Genomic DNA, 20,591 nt, shown 5'->3' with positions numbered 1-20,591 from the left:
ACCCATCCGGGAATTAGCTGTAAGCCGCTGCAATGCCAAGAAAATCCGTCGCCTTGAGGCTGGCGCCGCCAACCAGCGCGCCGTTCACATTGGCGACCGCCATCAGTTCCTTGGCATTTTGCGGCTTCACCGAGCCACCATACAGAATGCGGACTTTCGACCCGGCCGATTCGTCCTGGGTAGTCAGATATTTACGGATCATGCCGTGAACCTCGCGGATGTCCGAGGCGGTCGGCGTGAGCCCGCTGCCGATCGCCCAGACCGGCTCATAAGCGACAACAATGCCATCAAGCTTCTCTGGCAGAGATCCGCCCAACTGCCTCTGAATGCGGGCAATCGTGGCGCCGGCCTCGCGCTCCTCCCGGGTTTCGCCGACGCAGACGATGGCGGTAAGCCCGGCGCGGTTGGCGGCCTCGGCCTTGGCACGCACGGTGTCGTCGGTCTCGCCATGCAGGCTGCGGCGTTCGGAATGGCCGACGATCACCGCCGTTGCGCCGGCATCCTTCAGCATTTCTGCCGACAGGTCTCCGGTAAAGGCGCCCGATGGCTCGGTGTGGCAGTCCTGCGCGCCGATGGCGACGATTGAACCCTTCGCCGCCTCAGCGAAGCGCGCGATCAGAGTCGCCGGCGGGCAGATCAGCAGGTCGGCGCCGGGCGGCTGCGACGACGCCCTCGCGACGACAGCCTGCAATTCGGCCACCGACGCGGCCAGGCCGTTCATCTTCCAGTTGCCTGCGACCAGCGGACGCGGTTCTTGCGCCATGGGCCCTCTGTGTTTCCGGTGTTGCGATTCCCAGATCGCCCCGGCTATCAGAGGCGCGCCCGCGGTGCCAGAGCTTTCCCGTGACTTGTCAGCGTGTTGCCGCGGCACATCGCCGTCTCTATGATGCGCCGCCTTTCCACCGCATCGCCGACCACGAAAGACCCTAAGCAACCATGCTGCGCGGAATTCAGAACGCTACCCGCAACTGGCTCGGCCGGCTCATCACCGGGCTGGTCCTTGGCCTGATCGCGATCTCCTTCGCGATCTGGGGCATCGGCGACATTTTCCGCGGTTTCGGCACATCGACCGTTGCCAAAGTCGGCGGAACGGAAATCGGCGTGGAACGCTTCCGCCAATCCTACACCGAACAGATGCAGCGGCTGATCCGACAGGTCGGCAAGCCGATCCCTGCCGAGCAGGCCCGTGCGCTGGGGCTGCACCGGCAATTGCTCGCCCAGATGCTCGCAGAAGCCGCACTCGACGAAAACATCCGCCAGCTCGGTCTCAACCTGCCTGACGAACTGGTCGCCCAGCGGATCCGCAACGACCCGAGCTTTCGCGGCATTTCCGGCCAGTTCGACCGCAACCGCTTCAACGCGATCCTACGTGAGCTTGGCTATACCGAAGCGCGCTACGTCGCCGAACGTCGCAGGCAGATGCTGCAGCAGGAGATCATCCGCAGCCTGACCAGCGAGCTGAAGGCACCTGAGATCGCAATCGACGCCCAGAATCGCTACGCCAACGAACTTCGCGCGCTCGACTACGTCGTTCTCGGTCCGGAACAGGCCGGTGAAATCGCAGACCCCACGCCCGAGCAGATCACGAAATTCTACGACGAACGCAAGGCGCTGTTCCGCGCCCCCGAATATCGCAAAGTCGACGTGGTCACGCTTTCGGTGGATTCGCTCGCGAAAACGATCGAGATTTCCGACGAAGACGTGAAGAAAGCCTACGAAGCGGCGCGCGCAAAATATGTCACGCCGGAACGGCGCGAGGTGCATCAGATCGTGTTCCAGGACGAGGCCGACGCCCGTGCCGCGCTGGAAAAGCTGAAGCAGCCGGACGTGACATTCGCAGAATTTGCCGCCTCACCCGGGCACAAGGGCAGCGATGTCAATCTCGGCATGGTGACGAAGGCCCAACTCCTCGATCCGGCGGTCGCGGATGCCGCTTTCGCGCTCCAGCCCGACTCGACCAGCGACCTGATCAAAGGCCGGTTCGGGACGGTGCTGATTCACGTCGGAAAGGTCGAACCCGAACAGGTGCGTCCGTTTGACGACGTCGCCGCCGAGCTCCGGCGCGAGCTCGCGCTTGATCGCGCCCGAAACCAGGTGCGATCCCTCTATGACAAGCTTGAAGACGAGCGAGGTGCCGGCGGCACACTGGCGGAGCTCGCAAAAAAGGTCGGGCTGCCGGTGCGAACCATCGACGCGATCGACCGCTCGGGACGCGCGCCCGATGGCAACCCGGTCTCGCAATTGCCGGAAGGCGCCAATCTCTTCAGCGCGATTTTCAACGCCGAGATCGGAACGGAAAATGACGCGGTTCGGCTCGCGAATGGCGAAGGCTATCTGTGGTACGAAGTCATATCGAGCACGCCGTCGCGCGAGCGGCCCCTCGACGAGGTACGCGACCGGGTCGTCGAGCGCTGGCGCAACGACCAGGTTGCCGCCCGGCTGAAGGAACTCGCCAAGGAGACGGCGGACAAGGCCAGGACCACAAGCATTTCGGAAGCGGCCACTGCGATCGGCGTCAAGCCGCAATTCATCGTGGCGCTTCGGCGCGACCGCACCCAGGGCGATTTCCCGGCCAGTGCTCTCGATGCCGTGTTCCAGACGCCGAAGGACGGCATCGGCACCGCGCAAGGTTCGTCCGCCGCCGAATGGATCGTGTTTCGAGTCACTGGCGTAACCGTTCCGAGCCTTGATCCGAATTCCGCGGATGCCAAGAAGATCAGTGATGGCCTCGCCAGTGTCCTGGCGGAGGATATCGTCGCGCAATATCTCGCCAATCTGCAGAGCTCGCTCGGCGTCTCGATCAACGAAGCCGCCCTCAACCAGGTGGTGGGCGGCACCAATTAGCGAGCGCGGGACAGCCGTCCCGGATGCGATGATCATCGAACCCGCAGCTGACGATTTTGCGGCCCGCTATGCCGAGGGCGTGCCGCAGGTCGTATGGACAAATCTGGTCGCCGATCTGGAAACTCCGGTTTCCGCTTTCCTCAAGATTGCGGCCGGCCGGCCGATGAGCTTCCTGTTCGAGTCGGTCGAGGGGGGCGCGTCTCGCGGCCGCTATTCGATTATCGGGCTCGCACCGGACCTGATCTTTCGCGCACGCGGTACGCAGGCCGAAATCAAGCGCACGGCACCACAAGGAGAGCACGAATTCCTTCCCTGTCCGCAGCCGCCGCTTGAGGCGCTGCGGGCCGTGATCGCAGAAAGCCGGATCGCGCTACCGGATGCGCTGCCGCCACCGGCCGCAGGCCTGTTCGGCTATCTGGGCTACGACATGGTGCGCCAGATGGAACGGCTGCCCGAGATCAATCCCGACCCGCTGGGGGCTTCCGATGCGATCCTGATCCGACCGACCATTGTGGTGGTTTTCGATTCGGTGAAGGACCAGATCGCCATCGTCACACCGGTGCGCCCGGAACCCGGGGTCCCGGCGAAGACCGCGCTTGCGCGTGCGACCGAGCGTCTGACAGCGATCCTCGACCGACTGGACGCGCCGCTGCCGAAATCGATGCACGAGGACCATGCCGGCAGCATCTCGGCGAAGGCCGTCTCCAACACGAGCGCTGCCGAATACGCGGCCATGGTCGCGCGCGCCAAGGATTATATCGCGGCCGGCGACATCTTTCAGGTCGTGCTTTCGCAGCGGTTCTCGACGCCCTTCGAGCTGTCACCCTTCTCGCTCTATCGCGCGCTGCGTCGCGTCAACCCGGCGCCGTTTCTCTACTTCCTCGATCTCGACGGCCTCGCGATCGCAGGCTCGAGTCCGGAAATCCTGGTGCGTGTGCGGGCGAGGCGCGTCACCATCCGGCCGATCGCCGGCACGCGGTCGCGCGGAGCAAGCCCGCATGAAGACATGGCGCTCGAACGCGAATTGCTGGCCGATCCCAAGGAATGCGCCGAGCATCTGATGCTGCTCGATCTTGGCCGCAACGATGTCGGCCGCGTCGCCAAGATCGGCACCGTCGAGGTCACCGACAAGTTCTTCATCGAGCGCTACAGCCAGGTGATGCACATCGTGTCGAACGTGGAGGGCGAACTCAGCGACGGCCTCGATGCACTCGACGCGCTGATCGCCGGCTTCCCGGCCGGCACCGTATCGGGCGCGCCGAAGGTGCGCGCGATGCAGATCATCGACGAACTGGAAAAGGACAAGCGCGGCATCTATGCCGGCAGCGTCGGCTATTTCTCCGCCGCCGGCGAGATGGATACCTGCATCGTGCTGCGCACTGCCGTGATCAAGGACGGCACCATGTATGTGCAGGCCGGCGCCGGCATCGTCGCCGACAGCGATCCGGCGTCCGAGCAGCAGGAATGCGTCAACAAGGCAAAAGCGCTGTTTCGCGCCGCCGAAGAGGCCCGGCGCTTCGCGAGCAAGGCAGGACGCGGGCAGTAGGTTGGATGCTGACGATTGCTCCAGCCGATCTCGACGATCCGCGCGTCATCGACTTGCTTGATCTGCACATCACCCGTGCGCGCGCCGAGACAGCACCGGGCAGCGCGCATGCGCTCGGCCTGTCTGGTCTGAAGTCCCCGGATGTCCAGGTCTGGACGGCGTGGGAGGGGAACGATCTCGTCGGCATCGGCGCACTCAAGCGTCTGACTGCCGATCACGGCGAGGTAAAGTCGATGTATGCCGCTGAAGCCAGCCGACGTCGGGGCGTCGGCAGCGAGATGTTGCGGCACATCATTGCTGCGGCCCGCGACGGCGGCCTCTCGCGACTGAGCCTTGAGACGGGAGCCTGGCCGTATTTCGAACCGGCCCGCGCATTCTACAGGCGGTTTGGCTTCACGCCTTGCGGGCCTTTCGGCGACTATCTCCCCGATCCAAACAGCATATTCATGTCGCTTAGCCTGAAATCCGCTCCGCTTGACCCCCCGGAACCCCGCGTCTAAACCCGCGGCACGCCCGGGTTGCCGCATGATCGTCCTGATCGACAATTACGACAGCTTCACTTTCAACCTCGTCCATTACCTGGGCGGGCTCGGCGCGGACGTGCGCGTGCAGCGCAACGACGCGACCAGCGCGGAAGCTGTCATCCAGTCGCAGCCCGAGGCCATCGTACTGTCGCCGGGTCCCTGCACCCCGAACGAGGCCGGCATCTGTCTCGACCTGATCGCCCGCGCGAAGGAGACCATCCCGGTCCTCGGCGTCTGCCTCGGCCACCAGTCGATCGGCCAGGCCTTCGGCGGCGAGGTGGTGCGCGCGCCCTCTCCCGTTCATGGCAAGGTGTCCGAGATTCGCCACGACGGCCAGAGCGTATTCCGCGGCATCAATGGAGCGTTCAGGGCGACCCGCTATCACTCGCTGGTGGTCAAGCGCGACACCATGCCGGCGGAGCTTCAGGTGACAGCGGACACCGATGATGGTCTCGTGATGGGGCTGTCTCACAGGACGTTGCCGCTGCATGGCGTGCAGTTCCATCCCGAGAGCATCGCCTCCGAGCACGGTCATCGCATCCTGCAGAATTTCCTTGACCTCGCCGCCGCCTGGAACGGCGCGCAGCGTCGCCTGCATTGAGGATCATCATGGCCGACGAGTTCAAGGCATTGATCGCCAAGACCGCATCGGGCGCGGCGCTCACGCGCGAGGAGGCGGCGCATGCCTTCGATCGCATGATGTCGGGTGAAGCGACGCCATCGCAGATGGGCGGCCTGCTCATGGCGCTGCGGGTGCGTGGCGAGACCGTGGACGAGATCACCGGTGCGGTCAGCGCGATGCGGGCCAAGATGACGAGGGTCGCAGCACCTCCGGGCGCGATCGACGTGGTCGGGACCGGCGGCGACGCGTCTGGCTCCTATAACATTTCCACCTGCGCGGCCTTCATCGTCGCCGGCGCAGGCGTGCCGGTGGCCAAGCACGGCAACCGTGCGCTGTCGTCGAAATCAGGCGCGGCCGACGTCCTGACGGCGCTTGGCGTCAGGATCGACTTGCGGCCCGACGAAATCACCCGCTGCGTCTATGAAGCCGGCATCGGCTTCATGTTCGCGCCGGCCCATCATCCGGCAATGAAGAATGTGGGCGCCACGCGGGTCGAGCTCGGCACGCGCACCATCTTCAATCTGCTCGGGCCGCTTTCGAATCCGGCCGATGTCAGACGCCAGTTGGTCGGTGTGTTCTCGCGGCAATGGATCGAACCGCTGGCGATCGTTCTGAAGAATCTGGGATCCGAAGCGGTCTGGGTGGTGCACGGCTCCGACGGACTCGACGAGATCACGACGTCGGGGCCCACCGCCGTGGCCGCGCTGGAAAACGGCACGGTCCGCAGCTTTGAAATCTCGCCGGGGGATATCGGTATTGACCCGGTCAAGCCGGAGTCCTTGCGCGGTGCCGATGCCGACCACAATGCCGCTGCGCTGAAAGGCGTGCTGGAAGACAAACCCGGTGCCTATCGCGACGTGGCTGTCATGAATGCGGCCGCGGCATTGGTCGTAGCGGGCGCGGCGAAGGACATGAAGGACGGCGCGGAGCAGGCGCGCAAGGCGTTGTCGAGCGGCGCCGCACGGGCCCGGCTCGACCGTCTGATCGCCGTGTCCAACGCGTGAGACGCCGATGGCCGACATTCTGACAAAGATCGAGGCATACAAGCGCGAGGAGATCGCGGCCGCCAGGCGCGAGCGCGGACTGGCGGCTCTGGAAGCCGATGCGAAAGCTGCGTCACCGCCCCGCGGCTTTGCTGCGGCGATCGACCGAAAGATTGCCGCCGGCCAATATGCGCTGATCGCGGAAGTGAAGAAGGCCAGCCCGTCCAAGGGTCTGATCCGCGCAGATTTCGATCCGGTGGCGATCGCGAAGGCCTATGAGCGGGGCGGCGCCGCCTGTCTTTCGGTGCTCACCGACACCCCGTCGTTCCAGGGCCGCCCGGAATTCCTGACGCAGGCGCGCGGCGCAACCGCCCTGCCCGCGCTCCGCAAGGATTTCATGTTCGAGCCCTATCAGGTGGCGCAGGCGCGCGCCTGGGGCGCCGACTGCATTCTGATCATCATGGCCGCGATCGGCGATGCCGCCGCGCAGGAGCTGGAAGACGCCGCGTCGTCGTACGGGATGGATGTGCTGATCGAGATCCACGACGAGGCCGAACTCGACCGGGCGCTGAGGCTGCGCTCGCCGTTGATCGGCATCAACAACCGCAATCTGCGCACCTTCGAAACCTCGATCGAGGTCAGCCGCAAGCTGGCGCCAAAGGTACCACGCGACCGCCGGATCGTCGGCGAGAGCGGGATTTTCTCGCCGGGCGATCTCGCGCTATTGTCGGAGGTTGGAATTTCCAGCTTCCTGATCGGCGAGAGTCTGATGCGCGCAAGCGATATTTCAGATGCCACCCGCACGCTGCTGGCGCGGCCGCAGGTCCGCGCTGCGGCTGGATAGGCAATGACGGACAACGTCCTGACCCATCTCGGCGCTTCCGGCGAAGCGCGCATGGTCGATGTGTCCGACAAGGACACGACCGAACGAGTGGCCACGGCCGAAGGCCGCGTTGTGATGACCAGGGCGACACTCGATCTCGTGCTCTCCGGCAATGCGAAGAAAGGCGATGTCCTGGGGACCGCGCGCATCGCCGGAATCATGGCGGCCAAACGGACCCATGAACTGATCCCGCTCTGCCATCCGCTGGCCTTGTCCCAGGTGTCGGTCGACCTTGAGCCGGACCCCGCGCTGCCTGGAATTGCAGTGCGCGCGACCGTGAAGGTCACGGGCCAGACCGGCGTCGAGATGGAAGCGCTGACGGCGGTTTCGGTTGCATGCCTGACGATCTACGACATGGTGAAGGCGGCCGAACGGGGGATGCGGATCGAAGGCGTGCACCTGGTCGAGAAGACGGGCGGCAAGTCCGGGCCGTATCGCTCGAAGGACCGGACGTGAGGGGTCCGCCCATGGTCCTGCTCCCCGTCGCCGATGCCCTGCAGCAGGTGCTGGCGCACGCGAGCCCGCTTCCCGCGGAGCGCGTGCCGCTCACGGAAGCATACCGCCGGGTGCTCGCCGAGGATGTGCACGCGACTCGCACCCAGCCGCCCGCCGACGTGTCGGCGATGGACGGCTATGCCGTGCGTGCCGAGGACGTCACCAGCGTGCCGACCGATCTGAGGGTGATCGGCGAGGTCGCGGCCGGGCGGCGATTCTCCGGTCAGGTCAGGCCCGGGCAGGCCGTGCGCATTTTCACCGGGGGCGAAATTCCCGCGGGTGCGGACACCATTGTCGTCCAGGAAAATACCAGACGCGAAGGCGACAACGTCATCGTCACAACGGTACCGCAGAAGGGCCGTCACATCCGGCCAGCAGGCCTCGATTTCAGGGAGCGCGAGGCGCTGCTGTCGCGCGGGCGACGTCTGAGCGGCCGCGATCTTGGGCTCGCGGCTGCGATGAACCATCCGATACTTCCCGTCTACCGCAGGCCGCGCGTTGCGCTTCTTGCGACCGGAGACGAACTGGTACCGCCAGGCCGGCACCCGGGCCCCGGTCAGATCGTCTATTCGAACGGCTACTCGGTCGCATCGCTGGCGCGACAGGAAGGCGCCGAGGTGACCGATCTTGGGATCGTGGGCGACACGGTCAGCGAGACCGTCTCCGCGATCCAGAATGCGCGGATGCGAAAGGTGGACGTGCTGGTGACCATGGGCGGCGCCTCGGTGGGCGACTATGACCTCGTGCAGCGGGCATTGACGACCGAAGGAATGGAATTGTCGTTCTGGAAAATCGCAATGCGGCCCGGCCGTCCCCTGATGCATGGGCGAATCGGCGCGATTCAAGTGCTCGGCCTTCCGGGCAATCCGGTTTCAGCCTATGTTTGCGCCCTGCTGTTTCTGGCACCGCTGCTTCGCAGGCTTTCCGGGCAGCCCGATGTCGAGAACGCGACCGAACACGCCCTGCTTGGCGCGGACCTGCCCGAAAACGACGAGCGCGCCGATTACCTGCGTGCGCGGCTGTCCCGTTCCTCCCGTGGCGCACTGGTTGCCACACCGTTCCCGTTGCAGGACTCGTCGATGACGCGGGTGCTGGCCGATGCTGATTGTCTTCTGGTGCGCGAGCCGCATGCGCCCAAGGCTCCCGCAGGATCCGCCTGCGTTATCCTAAAGCTTCCGCTTTAGGAAACGGCCGCTTTCTTCACTTCAAATTAAGGGGTTGCGGAACACATATCGAACATATAGTGTTCGTTCATGATTTGTTTCGCATCGCTGGGATTGGTTCCCGAGCCAGCATGCCGCCGGGGAGACACGTGAAATGCTGACCCGCAAGCAATTCGAGCTGCTGCGATTTATCAACGAACGTCTAAAGGAGGCCGGCGTTCCGCCGTCCTTCGATGAGATGAAGGACGCGCTCGACCTGCGGTCCAAGTCCGGCATTCACCGGCTCATCACCGCGCTGGAGGAACGCGGATTCATCCGGCGCTTGCCCAATCGTGCACGCGCGATCGAGGTGATCAAGCTGCCCGATTCGGTGAACCACAACGCCGCCGTCCGCCGCGGCTTCACCCCAAGCGTGATCGAAGGCAATCTCGGCCGCGTGCGCACCGCGTCCGAGGACGATGGCGGCCGCCCGGTTTCAGTGCCTGTCATGGGCCGGATCGCGGCCGGCACGCCGATCGAAGCGATCCAGACCAAGAGCCACACCATCAGCGTTCCGCCGGACATGCTGTCGACCGGTGAGCATTTTGCGCTGGAAGTGCGTGGTGACTCGATGATCGACGCCGGAATTCTGGAGGGGGATACCGTCCTGATCCGCAGAGCCGACGCGGCCGATACCGGAGACATCGTTGTTGCTCTTATCGACGATGAGGAGGCGACGCTGAAGCGCTTCCGGCGGCGCGGGGCTTCCATTGCGCTTGAGCCGGCGAATACCTCGTATGAAGTCCGCATTCTGCCACCCACGCGGGTGCGCATTCAGGGCAAGCTGGTCGGACTATTCCGGCGCTACTGACGGCACGTCATCGGCATCGAGATCGGTGGCCCGCGGTGTCGCATCTCGCGGCGCGACCGGACGGATCGGCGCAGGCGGGTTGGCGGAGCGTGCCGGCGTCCACGGTCGTCGGTAGCTTTCCGGACGTGCGGCCTCGACCAGAAGCGCATCGTTGATCCACCGCCCGGACATCGCGCCGCCTGCCCGTACCGCGTTCCTGTCGATGACGGGCGCCTCGCAGGCTGTCGGGGCATTGCGCGCCGTGACCACGAGGGCCGCGATCTCGCAATCCTCGATCATCGCTTCCGCGGCAATCGAAAGAGCGACCACCCGGCCGTCTCCGAGCGGCGCCACACATCCGGTTGGGTCGCATCGAATACCCTTACCAAGCGACTCGTCGTTCTCGGAACGAGCGTCGCCATCGGCCGCCAGCCATTCTCGCAGCGCGAACGCGTCGCGACGGGTCGCCATCACCCGCAAGGCGCCGCCGGTATCGCGCACCGCCACCATTCCGCCATCCGCCGAAACGAGAATATCCGGCCGGGGAGCAGCCGACGCCGCAAGCAGGCAGAGTACGACAAGTCCGGCCCCGCACCAGCGCAGCGGCGAGCGCAGCAGGCACACGACCACAAGCCCCGCGGTGCCTAGCAGAAGGGCCCCCACCCCGAACGCAGGAATCCGCCCCACCGCACCGGGCAAACCGGCGACCCAGGTCGCCACCACGATCATCCAGTCGATGCCCTCGCCCATCAACTGCCAGAACACGCGGTCGAATCCGAACGGCAGGGCAATCAGGCCAAGAAGGCCGGCAGGCATCACCCAGATCGACACGGCGGGCATCGCCAGCAGGTTCGCCAGCACGCCATACGGGGCCAGCCGGTGAAAGTGATAGGCCGCAAATAGGGTGGTTGCGAGCCCTGCAACCACCGAGGCAAGAACCAGTGCCGCAATTTCGCGTCCCCCCCAGAGCGCGACGCGTGCGGCGAATGGTGTACCGGGTTCCGCCGAGAGCCAGCGAATGCCGCCCTCATAGACTGCGACCAGAGCCAGCGTCGCCGCAAACGACATCTGGAAACTCGGGTGCACGATAGCCTCGGGCGCCATCGCGAGCAGGACAAGCGCGGCAACGCAGATGGTGCGAAGCGTGAGCGCCGGCCGGTCGAACATCACCCCGATCAACACGATCGCGGTCATGATGAAGGCGCGCTGGGTCGCGACCTCCGCGCCGGACAGCACGAGATAGAAGGCGGCGACGAGCAGCGCCAGGAGCGCGGCCCATTTCTTGATTGGGGAAATGTCGTTTTGTTCTGTACCGGCTGGTTATCGGAAGTCCCGATTTATCGGCATTTCCGGCGCTTCAGCGGTTCGGCCGTGCTGCCTCGTACCGGCCTGTATTGGGCAGTTGGGTAGCAGAATGGTAGCAAAGCGTTCGCGGCTCGTTCGCGCGGCTTGCGAGTGCCGGCGCGCCCTGCCTATCATCCCACTATGTCCGCGCTGCAATTGATCCGCGCATCCGAAAGCCGCGCCGGCGGCTCCTGGTCGGCTGACGACTTCGACGTTGTGCTGGTCGATTCCGGCGAGCGCATCGGCCGCATCTATGCCCGCACCAGCGCCGGCATGGGCCATCCTGATTGGTGGTGGGGACTGGCCTTCCCTCACACCCTGAATGCGCGGCAGCCGTTCTACGGGCTTGCCGAAAGCAAGGATGCAGCGAAGCGAGCTTTTGCGGAGCGGTGGCGTGGCTAGTGGCTATGAGCGCAGCGACGACTACGGTGGGCCACCTCCGGGCTGGGGCTCCTACATCGCGAGCGCCGTTGCGGCCGCCGTCATCGTCGCGATTCTGTTGGGGCTGTGGTGAAGCGTTGGACCCCACCCCGAAGGCCGGAAGAACGCAACACGGCCTCGGGTAGAGCGCCTTCTTTACGAGACGGACACTGGGCCAACGGCGTGGGCGGGCCCGGGTTTCGTAAGCTCGTGTTTCAGAGTGTTGCCCGCCGGCCGCGCGGATCAACGGCGACCGGCGGAGGAACGCATTCAGGTCACGACTTTCAAAGTGACGCCGCCAGTCGGTTCGCCTCCGTCGCCCTCATCCTCGCTTTCGCCTTCGTGTATCTCGATCAGCCGCTCGCGGATTTCCTGCAGGCGCTCCGCCAGCACGTCCGCAAGGGCATACAGCCCTTCCGGATCGTCGCCGGTGATCTCCGCCCGGCCCTTGATCGCCTCCCAAAGCCCGCGGGCGAAGGATTCGGCTTCGCCAAGCCGGTCGGTGATATCGCCGATGGTCTTTGCCGCCCTGATCTCGGCGCTCATGACACCGCCTCCGGGCCCTTGGGCCGCGCCTCGTCAAGAAGTTCGGCGATATCCTTCAGCCGATCGTCGATGTCTTCGATGATCGCGCAAAGCGCTTGGCCCGTGGGCTTGTCGCCTTCGAGTTCGATGCCGACGGCCATCGTCCTGAGGGCATAGACGCGGTGGCGCACACGCGCGATGTCGTCCAGCCTGTCGTTGAGGTGCAGGTCGGTCGAGGTAGTCGTCATGGTGCATGCTCCTATGTGGAAGGGAGCCGCAGCCAGGCGGAATGCCGGTCAGTTTTTTGATATGATTCGTGTCGGTCATCTGTCGCCCGGTAACGGCGTGGATGGCAAGTCGTCCGCTCGGCTGTTTGCGCAGCCGAGCGGGCGCATCGGAATGATGACCCATATACCGCCCGCACTCAAGCTTCCCTATGCGATGGCCGGGGCCCTCACCCGGGCAGCTTTCGCGGCCACATGATCAAAGCGCATCGTTAAAGTGAAACTTGAGGCACCTCTTGAAACGAATGCGAAGAATCGTATTGCAGCCGTCCGTGAGCGCCGTGGAATAGAAGCGCCCGGGGTTAAGCCCGACGAAGAGAAACGAGTCCACGGCCCGGAAAATGGAAATGAGGGGCGCTCTGTAAGGTGCGAGCGTGGCAAACCGTTTGAGTAAGTGCTAAGAATTTCACAGCGGCCTTCGACTGATTCGGCAGCCAGCGTCCCTTCTTTCAAGGTTTGGGCGCGTAACCGCGCCCAAGGGGCGACGGCCTGGTCCGTCTTTCGGTTGATGGAGAAACGCCATGGAGCGCTTAACGAAACGCCCCCTGTCGTGTCCGCTCAACAAGCCGGTCTCAGTTGTTCGTTACGTCCGTTTTCGTAATGGCAAATGGGAGCAGGTTTGCGAGCACTGCCGGGGCCGCCGTCATCACACGGCAAACCCCGGACTTATTTAAGTGCCACTACTGGGGCCCCTCGAAAGGGGGGCTCCTCTTTTTTCCCCTTTCAGGGAACCGTTGACATGCGACCAACGCGCAGGGCGCGCCGTAGTTCGCAAAGTCGAATTTCGATGTCGAACCGATTGTCGGCCGAATGTGGTAAAGAAGGGATTACATCCCTCGCCACCACCCTTGATCCTCCCGGTGACCAGCTCGTTTCAGAATCAGGCTGGGTCTTTATCCGCTCGTGGATACTTACCGCGCGGCGGCGCTCTCTGTCAATTTTACTCAGGTCCAGCGTTCGCCGCCGGGCGCCGCGCGAATGGCAGCACGCCGCCACCGAGCGCCGCGGCCGGCGCTGTTCTCGCCTTGTAATCGGCAAGGAACGTCTCCCACATTCCCAGCACCATCGACCGCGTCTCGTCGACGCCCAGCGGGATCACCATCATGATCGCCTGGACCATCATCTCGGTCGCGATGGTGGGCAGCGGCATCCCGGTGGCCTTCAGAATTTCCGCCTGCATCCGCACCGTCTCGCGCGCCAGCACGAGATGGAACAGTTCGTCTTGCGTGGCGTCGGTCATCGGCGTGCGGCCTTTCGTTGTTTGCGCCGAAGAATGTCGCGCTGCAGGCGGCTCATGCCGGCAAGCGGGTCGCGCGCCGGCGCGATCGCGGGCTTGAACGGCGCGGCCGGCCGGATCGGCTCGCCGATACGATCCTCGTTCCAGCGATGAATGATCCGTTCCGTCACGCCATCGCGCGTCACGGTCGACAGCAGCGCGAAGCCGCCGACATGATGCGCGGCCGGCCAGCCGGGCCGCCCGCTGACCTTGAGCTGACGTTGCGCCTCGAGGATCTTCAGCCCGTCGACCGCCGGATCAACATCATCGATCGTGGCGCATCCGGAAAATATCGCTTCCGCGACGTCGTCCGGCAGGACCGGGGCGCACATGTCGTCTCCGAATTCGATCAGCTTCATCGGCTCCGGCACTGCCGCCAGCACCGCTGCGACGTTGCCGCCGGTATCTTCGGCGAACTGGCGCACGCCATCGGTGATGTCATGCGTCACCATGCCGAACGCCGCGAACCGGCCGCGGGCTTCCGACCACCCGACGAACGTGAACTGTTGTTCCGGAGAGATGCCGCTGTCGAAATCATAGGTCTCCATGATCTCGGCCACGGTCACCTCGATGCCGGCGATCAGGTGGTCGAATGTCGGGAACCTCCATGTCGCGTGGTACTGCAGGATCGGCAGTGCCTCGCACGCGCCGCGTGACGCGATCAGCGCCGGCAGATGCGGCAGCGACACGCATTTCGGGCCGATCGCCTTCAGGATGCCGGCAGCATCGTACTTGGCACCGTCACTGACGATGCAAGCGCGATCACGCTGCACGATCACATTGACCGCGCTCATCTTTGGCTTCCTTCTTGTCGCCGTCGTTATCGTTGGCCGGCTTCGGCTTCTTGAACAGCGATCCTCCAAAGCCGACACCACCCTGCGCCGCGCCCATCAGCACGCCCGGACCATCGAGACGGAACGCTGCGTTGACCGCGTTCTTGATGCCGTCGTTCATCATCGATTTGCCCAGATTGTCGAGCGACGCGATCAGGGCATCCGTCGCCGATTTGCCGGCCATCATCGCGCTGGCGAAGGTCTGTCCGAAGTCGACCACGGCATCGCGCACAGCATTCATCCTGCGCTCGCCCTCGCGCAGCTTTTCGAGTTTGCCGGCGGCCTCCTCCGCGCGGTCGCCCGCCTCCTTGATCTTTTTGGCAACATCGTCCGTTGCCGGATCGAGCTCTGAGCGCAGCGCCGCACCGGTCAGCTCGGCTTCCACGCGGAACCGGGCTTGGGCAGCGGCGCCAAGGCCGAATGCCTTCGCCTCCGCTTCCTGCAGATCGACCCGCCTTTCTGCGGAGCGCACGGCGCGAGCAAATTCCGTCGTCACCTTTTGCGCGCTCGCCGCAAGCTTCTGGTTCGTCTCCGCAGCCCTGGTGCCTTTGTTGTTCACCTCGTCAAGCTGCTTGATGTAGTCGCCCCAGGTGGCGGCAAAGCTGCCGCCGAGCGGCGCGCCGGGCTTGCCGATCCCAGCGGCCCCCATCGCCGCGCCGAGCCGGCCGTAAGCCGCCGCGAGCGCGTCGACCTGCGACGCGGCTTCCGGCGGCACCGCTGGCGACACGAACCGCGGATCGTCCGCGGAAACCTGATCCCATCCCATGCGCTTGTTAAGGCGCGCGAAGAAATCCTGATGCTCACCGCTCTGAAGGCGCTTCTCGATCTTGTCGCCGATGGCCGGCGCGGCATTCACGGCCTGGGCGATCAATTCCACAATTCCCACCCAGATGCCTTGCAGCCGCAGCGCGGCGCCGTTGATATCGATTTGCACGGCGAAAAATTGCTCGATGGTGAACTTCGCGGCCTCGAGCCGTGCGCCGAGTTCGCCCGCGCGCTGGACCTGGTCTGCCGAGATCGTGTCTTGCTGATACTTCGTCAGGCCCTCCATGCTCGCCGCGAGATCGGAGCGGTCGACCATGCGATGCGCGTTGGCGTATTTCTCAAGAAGTTCGGAGCCGCGCTCGACAACCGAGTTGACCGCAGAGAATACGCCACCGACTGCGGCGCCCAGAAGCGTCAGCCGGCCCATCGTCCACAGCACCGGCGCGAAGACCCGCGCCAGCAACGCCGCGGTGCCGCTCACCGTGCTGAGCGACGTGCCCAGGCTTGTCAGCCCGGCGCCGGCGGCAATCGCCATCGGCGCGAAGGATGACATGGCGCCGCCAGCCGCAGCGGTCGCAACGCCAAAGCGTCCTAGCGCCGCGCCCGCCACAACGATCGCAGGCCCGATCGTCGCCAGCGCCGCACCCATCGCAGTCGCCACCGTGACGATCACCGGATTGACCGCCGCGCGGACCGCGGGCGAATAGATATAGGCTGCCGTCGCGGCCGTCTTCAACGCATTGGCGACCTTGACGATGTCGACTTCCCACGCGGCATGCGAGGCATGAGCCTGCCTCGCATTGTCGTTCGCCGCCCGCATGGCCTGGTTGAGACGATCGTGCGAGGAGGACAGGTCATCGACCCGACGGTGCAGATCGGTCTGGGATCGCGCCCAGCGCCGCTGCGCTTGTTCGAAACTGGTCAGCGCGCCGGTGTTGGCTTCGGTCACGGCCTTGCCGCGCCGCATCGCGGCCTCATAATCGGCGATGCCTTGCTTTGCGGCGGAGGCATCAACGCGAATTTGCGTAACGACCTGCGTCATGGCTGCATCCCTTCGGACAACGCTTTCCAGAACGCGACCTTGTAAGCTTCGACCTGATCAGGCGTCGCCTTGCTGCCGATGCCGTTCGGCAAGCCGATCGCGTCGTCCAGCATTGTCTTGAAGGCCATCCGTTCCGACAGACCCAGCGACAACCCGGCCGCGCGGTGGCTCTTGGCTGCGCCCTCGCCGAGCTCTCGGCCCATCTTCGCGTACGTCGCCGATACTTCGACCGCGATGGCCGCATGTTGCTGTGGTGTCAGCATGTCTTCGCTCCTTCGAGATCATCGCGGGCGGCAAGCGTATCCGCTCCGCTCGCCGCCCGCGCGTTGCGTGCCGACCGTACATCCGGGCCGGCAGAATTGATCATTGCTATCGCGTCACTGAAATCGACCACGGGGAACGCGATAGCGGCGAGCACCCGCTGCCGTTCCGCACTGGCCGGCAGGCATCGCAGCCGATCGCGTGCGGCCGCAAGCTTCGTATGACCGACGATGGCTAGCTCGAGCAGACCGCGCGCCATGGTGCGCTTCTCTTCGTCCGTCGCAGTTTCCCAGCGGTTGTCTGTCATGGCTGTCAGTGCCCGTGTTTCTGGCGGCGCGCCATCAGCGCCCCGAGCGGTGAGCCAACATCCGGGCGGCCTGCAGCTATCGATGCCGCTGCCTTCTTGCCGAGTTTCGACAGATCATCCTCATCCCAAGACGCGACCTCTCTGCCGTGCGAGTAGTCCGACGCATCGAGTTCGTCTTCTTGATCGCCGGCCTTCATCGGACCGTCGTTGCGATCGAGGAACCGCTGGAATTCCCGCATGCCGGTGACGTTGCCGGCCTCGACCTGCGTCCAGAGGCGCATCGCTAGCGAAGCCATCAAACGGTCGCGCTGAATGTCGCGAACCTTGAGCTGGGAAAAATAATGCTTCCGCAAAGTGGGAAGCGTGACGCTGATCGCGCTCGCGATGCGCTCATTGCTCCAGCCGAGCGCTAGCAACATGATGACTTTGTTGCGGTTTTGGTTGGTGACAACGTGAGGTGGCCGGCCACGCTTGCCATGCCCCTCCGGGATTGGATCACCAAACAGGTCCAAAATTTCGCTCATAAGGAAAAAATCTCTGAGTGAGACCCCTGCGGTTACTTGGTCCTTCGATTTCAGGTTTTTGGAGGTGCCCCCCCGGTCTCAGACCGGTGCCTTACGCCGTAACCGAATTGAGCGGCTTTCCCCTTGCACAGCGCAATAAATTCATCGGCAGTACAGCCAGCGAGTATTGCGAGGTTGCCGACCTCCATGATCGCGGCTCGCAGTTCTGGCGGAATCTCAGGCTTGGGATCGTCTGTCATCGTCGGTCCTTTGCGTCCCTGCCCTTCGGTGGCACATAGATCGAGATGATCGGCGAGCCCTGATACCAGCCGTTAAAACGGTCGTAGATGCGGCCATCCACGATCGAAAAACAGTGTGACGGATCACAAAGAGACACGATGCATGTCCACGGAATGGCGGGGCGATCTTCGAAAAACAACTCGGTCCATCCACGCGATTCCAGATAGGCGCCCAGCGCGTCCCCGTTGACGCCATCGCCAACGAACGCCGCGCGGCCGTCTGGCATGGGAAAGGCCGCGATGCCCGCGACGATGTCATCGGGCGACTCGCCAGTGACATGGTGGATCGCAATGACAGCGCAGTTGTCGGCGTACTTCGTCATCGGCTGCCCTGTACCTTCGCCAGAACCGAATAAAAATCGCACTTCACGATCGAGCCATCGGCGTTGACGACCGAAAACATGCCCTCGCCGTCGACCTGCATTGACCGGACGCCGCCGCGCGGGCCTGGTTTGCCGGCCTTGCCCTGAGAACAAAACAACTGCCATCCATCGCCGGGACACGGGCCGGGATTGTTGTACTTCGCAATGAAGGATGCTCCGCCCAGCGCGACGACGGCGAGCCGCGCATATTGCCGGGTGGCATCAAAAGTCCCCTCGATGGAAATGCCGGCCCCGCCGCGCTCCAGCTCGGCAACGCGCTCTTCAAGCGCGACGCGCTTAGCGCGTGCCGCAAGCCGATCGGACTCCAGCGACATGTTGTTGTTGATCAGAACGGAGAGGATAGCGCGGAAAGGATCGCGGATGTTTTTCGAGCAGTTGTTCCAGACCCGTATGAGCAGATCCTCTCGCGCTTTGAGGCTGTCGAGGATTTGATCTTTCGTGAGGTCGGTTGCGAATTCACACATGTCGGCGACGATCTCGGCAACCTCTTTTCGATATTCGTCAGCGTCGGCGAGCTTTTGGCGCGGCAGCCGTGGTAACGCGGCTTGAGTGACGGCGGCGGCAGGCGGTTTTTTGCTCTCGAAGAACCGCTTCTGTCGCTGAAGATCGAAAAAGCGATCTTTGTCGGCCTGCAGCAAACTGGAGGCATTGCATTTCCACCGATAGTCGAGATCGGCTAGCTCGGCCTCGTTTTCAGCGGTCCAGCCCCGCTTGACGTGTTCGCGCACGGCGCTTGGGAGGAGGGTGTTTTCGTCATTCATGGGAATTCACCCTATCGCTTTCCGAATTCCCGTGGCGTCACGCACGGTCACGCATGGATTTGACCAGATATCGCCGCAGGATATCGATCGCCCGAGCGGCCACGTTCTCGTCGTCACCGAGTTCGTCGACAACATCGGCGGGCAAAAGCACAAGCTTGTGTCCAGGCCTTGAGCGCTCGCGCCGCCGCGCCGACCGCTCCCGCTCCTGCTCGCGCGCGCGCGCAATCTGTTCCGGCGTCATGTCGGCGCGGCGGCGGCTCATTGCGCACAACCCCACAAAAAAAAGTTGGCTGATTTTTGCGTAATTACGAGCGCGCCCCCTAGCCGGTAGAACGGTCCCGGCCGGTATGTTTCGACGTACCCCCCCGGTTCACCGATGAGAAAGCCCAAGTGGGCTTTCTCAATTTGATTTCGTCTCGTTGAGACTGAAACACCCACGCGGTCCGCTGGTCTTCCGGTCAGATGTTTCCGGGGTGCCCCCCATGGTGGCGACGCCATCATTGCGCGGCCTCGCGCATGCTGGTGATCAAGCGCACGGTGCGCACCCACGCGTGTTCGGACCGCCACGCTGCTGTCAGCGTGTCGAGGTAGTCGTTGCGTATCGTGTCGACGAAGAAGCTGCCGGCCGCTGAATGCACGATGTCGTGCCCGTCTCTGCGGACACTCAGGCGATCGAGAAAGGACTTGGCGCGGTCGCCGTGCCTTCCGACCACGGTTGCCTTGACCATCAACCAGGTGTCGGCGATCGGGTCTGCCTCGATCGTCACCCCGTCGCCTTCGGCGGCCTGACGGTCGAACCGCTCGACATTGCCGTTGGTCGTGTCCGTGACCGAACCGCGCGCGCTTTTTTCTCTTGGTTTATTTATTCTATTATTTAGTGGGGCACTAAAGGGCCCACCCCCGGACAAAATTGCCCCCATCGATGGGGACATTATTGCCCCCATCGGGGGTGCGGATTGGGCGTCGGTGGGGGCAGTTATGCCCCCATTGATAGGGGCAGTTGTGCCCCCATCGGTAGGGGCACTATTGCCCCCATCTCCCGGCTGAAAAATCGGTTTGTAGGAATTGCTGCGGCTGATCGGATCGAACACGATCTCGATGTAGTCTTTCTCGTAAAGCGCCCTGATACCGCGTCGGACCGTCTTGATGTTGCCGAGCCCGAGCTTCCGCCGCATCGTCTCTTGCGATGGCCAGGCGTCGCCGCTAACGGAATTCAAGTGCTTGTAGATCGCCCAGCCGACCAGCCGCGAAGCCGGTGACAGCGTGATGTCGAACATCATGCGATCCAACCAGCCGAACTTGCGGCGATCGTATTGCGGAGCGGCCACTATCGCTGCCGCCTCGCGTTGTCTGCTGCGGTCTGCAGGCAGGCCGGCGGGATCATGCGGACGAACCCGCACACAGGCTCATCGCAAAGACGCCAGCCAAGAGCGATGTAGAGCTCACAGTCGGTAACCGGGATCAGGCGCCCGATCGGCCGCGCCGGCGGCAGACGCCGGCTTGTCGACGCGGCCATGTCAGGCCACCGCGGTCTCGATACCGAGCATCTTGTGAAGCGCCGCCTTGGGCACCTTCTTCAATCGGCCGATCTCGATTATCGGAATTTCACCGCGGGCCGCCGCCGCGTAAGCCGCATTGCGGCTTAGCCCTAGCATCCGGCCCGCTTCCGGACTGTCATAGACCTGCGGGGGCACAGCCA

Annotated in this window: 25 protein-coding genes; 10 read left to right on the top strand and 15 right to left on the bottom strand. The window is 64.1% G+C overall.

Annotated elements, in window-relative coordinates; translation table 11 throughout:
• Positions 1-13: 13 nt before the first annotated feature.
• Positions 14-763, bottom strand: coding sequence for a triose-phosphate isomerase (tpiA, locus tag AB7F49_RS10735; RefSeq protein WP_428522107.1), 750 nt, complete (start codon positions 761-763; stop codon positions 14-16).
• A 173-nt stretch (positions 764-936) separates the two neighbouring features.
• Here tpiA and AB7F49_RS10730 point away from each other — a divergent pair, with 173 nt between their 5' ends.
• The 9 genes from AB7F49_RS10730 (at position 937) to lexA (ending at position 9,910) form a co-directional block, all read left to right on the top strand.
• Positions 937-2,844 (top strand): peptidyl-prolyl cis-trans isomerase, encoded by a 1,908-nt coding sequence (locus tag AB7F49_RS10730; protein WP_428522105.1) that lies wholly within the window; start codon positions 937-939, stop codon positions 2,842-2,844.
• 28 nt (positions 2,845-2,872) lie between these two features.
• Positions 2,873-4,390, top strand: coding sequence for an anthranilate synthase component I (gene trpE / locus AB7F49_RS10725; protein ID WP_428522103.1), 1,518 nt, complete (start codon positions 2,873-2,875; stop codon positions 4,388-4,390).
• A 5-nt stretch (positions 4,391-4,395) separates the two neighbouring features.
• Positions 4,396-4,890: a GNAT family N-acetyltransferase gene (locus AB7F49_RS10720; RefSeq protein ID WP_428522101.1), complete on the top strand. Its 495-nt coding sequence runs from the start codon at positions 4,396-4,398 to the stop codon at positions 4,888-4,890.
• 25 nt (positions 4,891-4,915) lie between these two features.
• Positions 4,916-5,515, top strand: a complete 600-nt coding sequence (locus tag AB7F49_RS10715) for an anthranilate synthase component II (RefSeq protein ID WP_428522099.1) — start codon at positions 4,916-4,918, stop codon at positions 5,513-5,515.
• 8 nt (positions 5,516-5,523) lie between these two features.
• The gene (trpD, locus tag AB7F49_RS10710; RefSeq protein WP_428522097.1) at positions 5,524-6,540 is read left to right on the top strand and encodes an anthranilate phosphoribosyltransferase; all 1,017 of its coding nucleotides are present in this window, start codon (positions 5,524-5,526) and stop codon (positions 6,538-6,540) included.
• A gap of 7 nt (positions 6,541-6,547) precedes the next feature.
• Positions 6,548-7,363 carry an indole-3-glycerol phosphate synthase TrpC gene (gene trpC / locus AB7F49_RS10705; protein ID WP_428522095.1) on the top strand — a complete coding sequence of 272 codons (816 nt, stop codon included), beginning with the start codon at positions 6,548-6,550 and terminating at the stop codon, positions 7,361-7,363.
• A 3-nt stretch (positions 7,364-7,366) separates the two neighbouring features.
• Complete coding sequence (gene moaC, locus AB7F49_RS10700) at positions 7,367-7,858, top strand: cyclic pyranopterin monophosphate synthase MoaC (RefSeq protein ID WP_428522093.1); 492 nt, start codon at positions 7,367-7,369, stop codon at positions 7,856-7,858.
• 11 nt (positions 7,859-7,869) lie between these two features.
• Positions 7,870-9,081 carry a molybdopterin molybdotransferase MoeA gene (locus AB7F49_RS10695; RefSeq protein ID WP_428522091.1) on the top strand — a complete coding sequence of 404 codons (1,212 nt, stop codon included), beginning with the start codon at positions 7,870-7,872 and terminating at the stop codon, positions 9,079-9,081.
• 133 nt (positions 9,082-9,214) lie between these two features.
• Positions 9,215-9,910, top strand: coding sequence for a transcriptional repressor LexA (gene lexA / locus AB7F49_RS10690; protein WP_428522089.1), 696 nt, complete (start codon positions 9,215-9,217; stop codon positions 9,908-9,910).
• Here lexA and AB7F49_RS10685 read toward each other — a convergent pair.
• Entirely contained in the window at positions 9,893-11,176 is a 1,284-nt protein-coding gene (locus tag AB7F49_RS10685; RefSeq protein WP_428522235.1) for a ComEC/Rec2 family competence protein, read from the bottom strand. The genes lexA and AB7F49_RS10685 overlap by 18 nt on opposite strands.
• 198 nt (positions 11,177-11,374) lie before the next feature.
• On the opposite strand from AB7F49_RS10685, the gene AB7F49_RS10680 reads away from it, so the two are divergent.
• On the top strand, positions 11,375-11,635 hold the full coding sequence (locus AB7F49_RS10680; protein ID WP_428522087.1) for a hypothetical protein: 261 nt from the start codon (positions 11,375-11,377) through the stop codon (positions 11,633-11,635).
• A 288-nt stretch (positions 11,636-11,923) separates the two neighbouring features.
• On the opposite strand, the gene AB7F49_RS10675 is transcribed toward AB7F49_RS10680, so the two are convergent.
• The 13 genes from AB7F49_RS10675 to AB7F49_RS10615 form a co-directional block, all read right to left on the bottom strand.
• The gene (locus AB7F49_RS10675; protein ID WP_428522086.1) at positions 11,924-12,199 is read right to left on the bottom strand and encodes a hypothetical protein; all 276 of its coding nucleotides are present in this window, start codon (positions 12,197-12,199) and stop codon (positions 11,924-11,926) included.
• Positions 12,196-12,426: a hypothetical protein gene (locus tag AB7F49_RS10670; protein WP_428522084.1), complete on the bottom strand. Its 231-nt coding sequence runs from the start codon at positions 12,424-12,426 to the stop codon at positions 12,196-12,198. Before AB7F49_RS10670 ends, AB7F49_RS10675 begins: the two co-directional genes overlap by 4 nt.
• Before the next feature lie 976 nt (positions 12,427-13,402).
• Complete coding sequence (locus AB7F49_RS10665) at positions 13,403-13,702, bottom strand: hypothetical protein (RefSeq protein WP_428522082.1); 300 nt, start codon at positions 13,700-13,702, stop codon at positions 13,403-13,405.
• Positions 13,699-14,532 (bottom strand): hypothetical protein, encoded by an 834-nt coding sequence (locus tag AB7F49_RS10660; RefSeq protein WP_428522081.1) that lies wholly within the window; start codon positions 14,530-14,532, stop codon positions 13,699-13,701. Before AB7F49_RS10660 ends, AB7F49_RS10665 begins: the two co-directional genes overlap by 4 nt.
• Positions 14,501-16,378: a hypothetical protein gene (locus AB7F49_RS10655; RefSeq protein WP_428522080.1), complete on the bottom strand. Its 1,878-nt coding sequence runs from the start codon at positions 16,376-16,378 to the stop codon at positions 14,501-14,503. Before AB7F49_RS10655 ends, AB7F49_RS10660 begins: the two co-directional genes overlap by 32 nt.
• Entirely contained in the window at positions 16,375-16,641 is a 267-nt protein-coding gene (locus tag AB7F49_RS10650) for a hypothetical protein (RefSeq protein WP_428522078.1), read from the bottom strand. The genes AB7F49_RS10655 and AB7F49_RS10650 overlap by 4 nt, the downstream gene beginning before the upstream one ends.
• Complete coding sequence (locus tag AB7F49_RS10645) at positions 16,635-16,946, bottom strand: hypothetical protein (RefSeq protein ID WP_428522076.1); 312 nt, start codon at positions 16,944-16,946, stop codon at positions 16,635-16,637. Before AB7F49_RS10645 ends, AB7F49_RS10650 begins: the two co-directional genes overlap by 7 nt.
• A 5-nt stretch (positions 16,947-16,951) precedes the next feature.
• Positions 16,952-17,470, bottom strand: a complete 519-nt coding sequence (locus AB7F49_RS10640) for a hypothetical protein (RefSeq protein WP_428522074.1) — start codon at positions 17,468-17,470, stop codon at positions 16,952-16,954.
• A gap of 235 nt (positions 17,471-17,705) precedes the next feature.
• A complete protein-coding gene (locus AB7F49_RS10635) occupies positions 17,706-18,071 on the bottom strand; it encodes a hypothetical protein (protein ID WP_428522072.1) in 366 nt (121 codons plus the stop codon).
• On the bottom strand, positions 18,068-18,892 hold the full coding sequence (locus AB7F49_RS10630) for a hypothetical protein (protein ID WP_428522070.1): 825 nt from the start codon (positions 18,890-18,892) through the stop codon (positions 18,068-18,070). The genes AB7F49_RS10635 and AB7F49_RS10630 overlap by 4 nt, the downstream gene beginning before the upstream one ends.
• Before the next feature lie 37 nt (positions 18,893-18,929).
• A complete protein-coding gene (locus AB7F49_RS10625; protein WP_428522068.1) occupies positions 18,930-19,154 on the bottom strand; it encodes a hypothetical protein in 225 nt (74 codons plus the stop codon).
• Positions 19,155-19,389: 235 nt separating this feature from the next.
• Entirely contained in the window at positions 19,390-20,292 is a 903-nt protein-coding gene (locus AB7F49_RS10620; RefSeq protein ID WP_428522066.1) for a helix-turn-helix domain-containing protein, read from the bottom strand.
• 117 nt (positions 20,293-20,409) lie between these two features.
• Positions 20,410-20,591, bottom strand: a 182-nt coding sequence (locus AB7F49_RS10615) for a helix-turn-helix domain-containing protein (RefSeq protein WP_428522064.1), incomplete at its 5' end; no start/stop codon positions are given.

The sequence above is a fragment of the Pseudorhodoplanes sp. genome, assembly GCF_050250235.1.
Lineage (GTDB): Bacteria > Pseudomonadota > Alphaproteobacteria > Rhizobiales > Xanthobacteraceae > Pseudorhodoplanes.
This window is presented reverse-complemented; position numbering and strand designations above follow the sequence as displayed.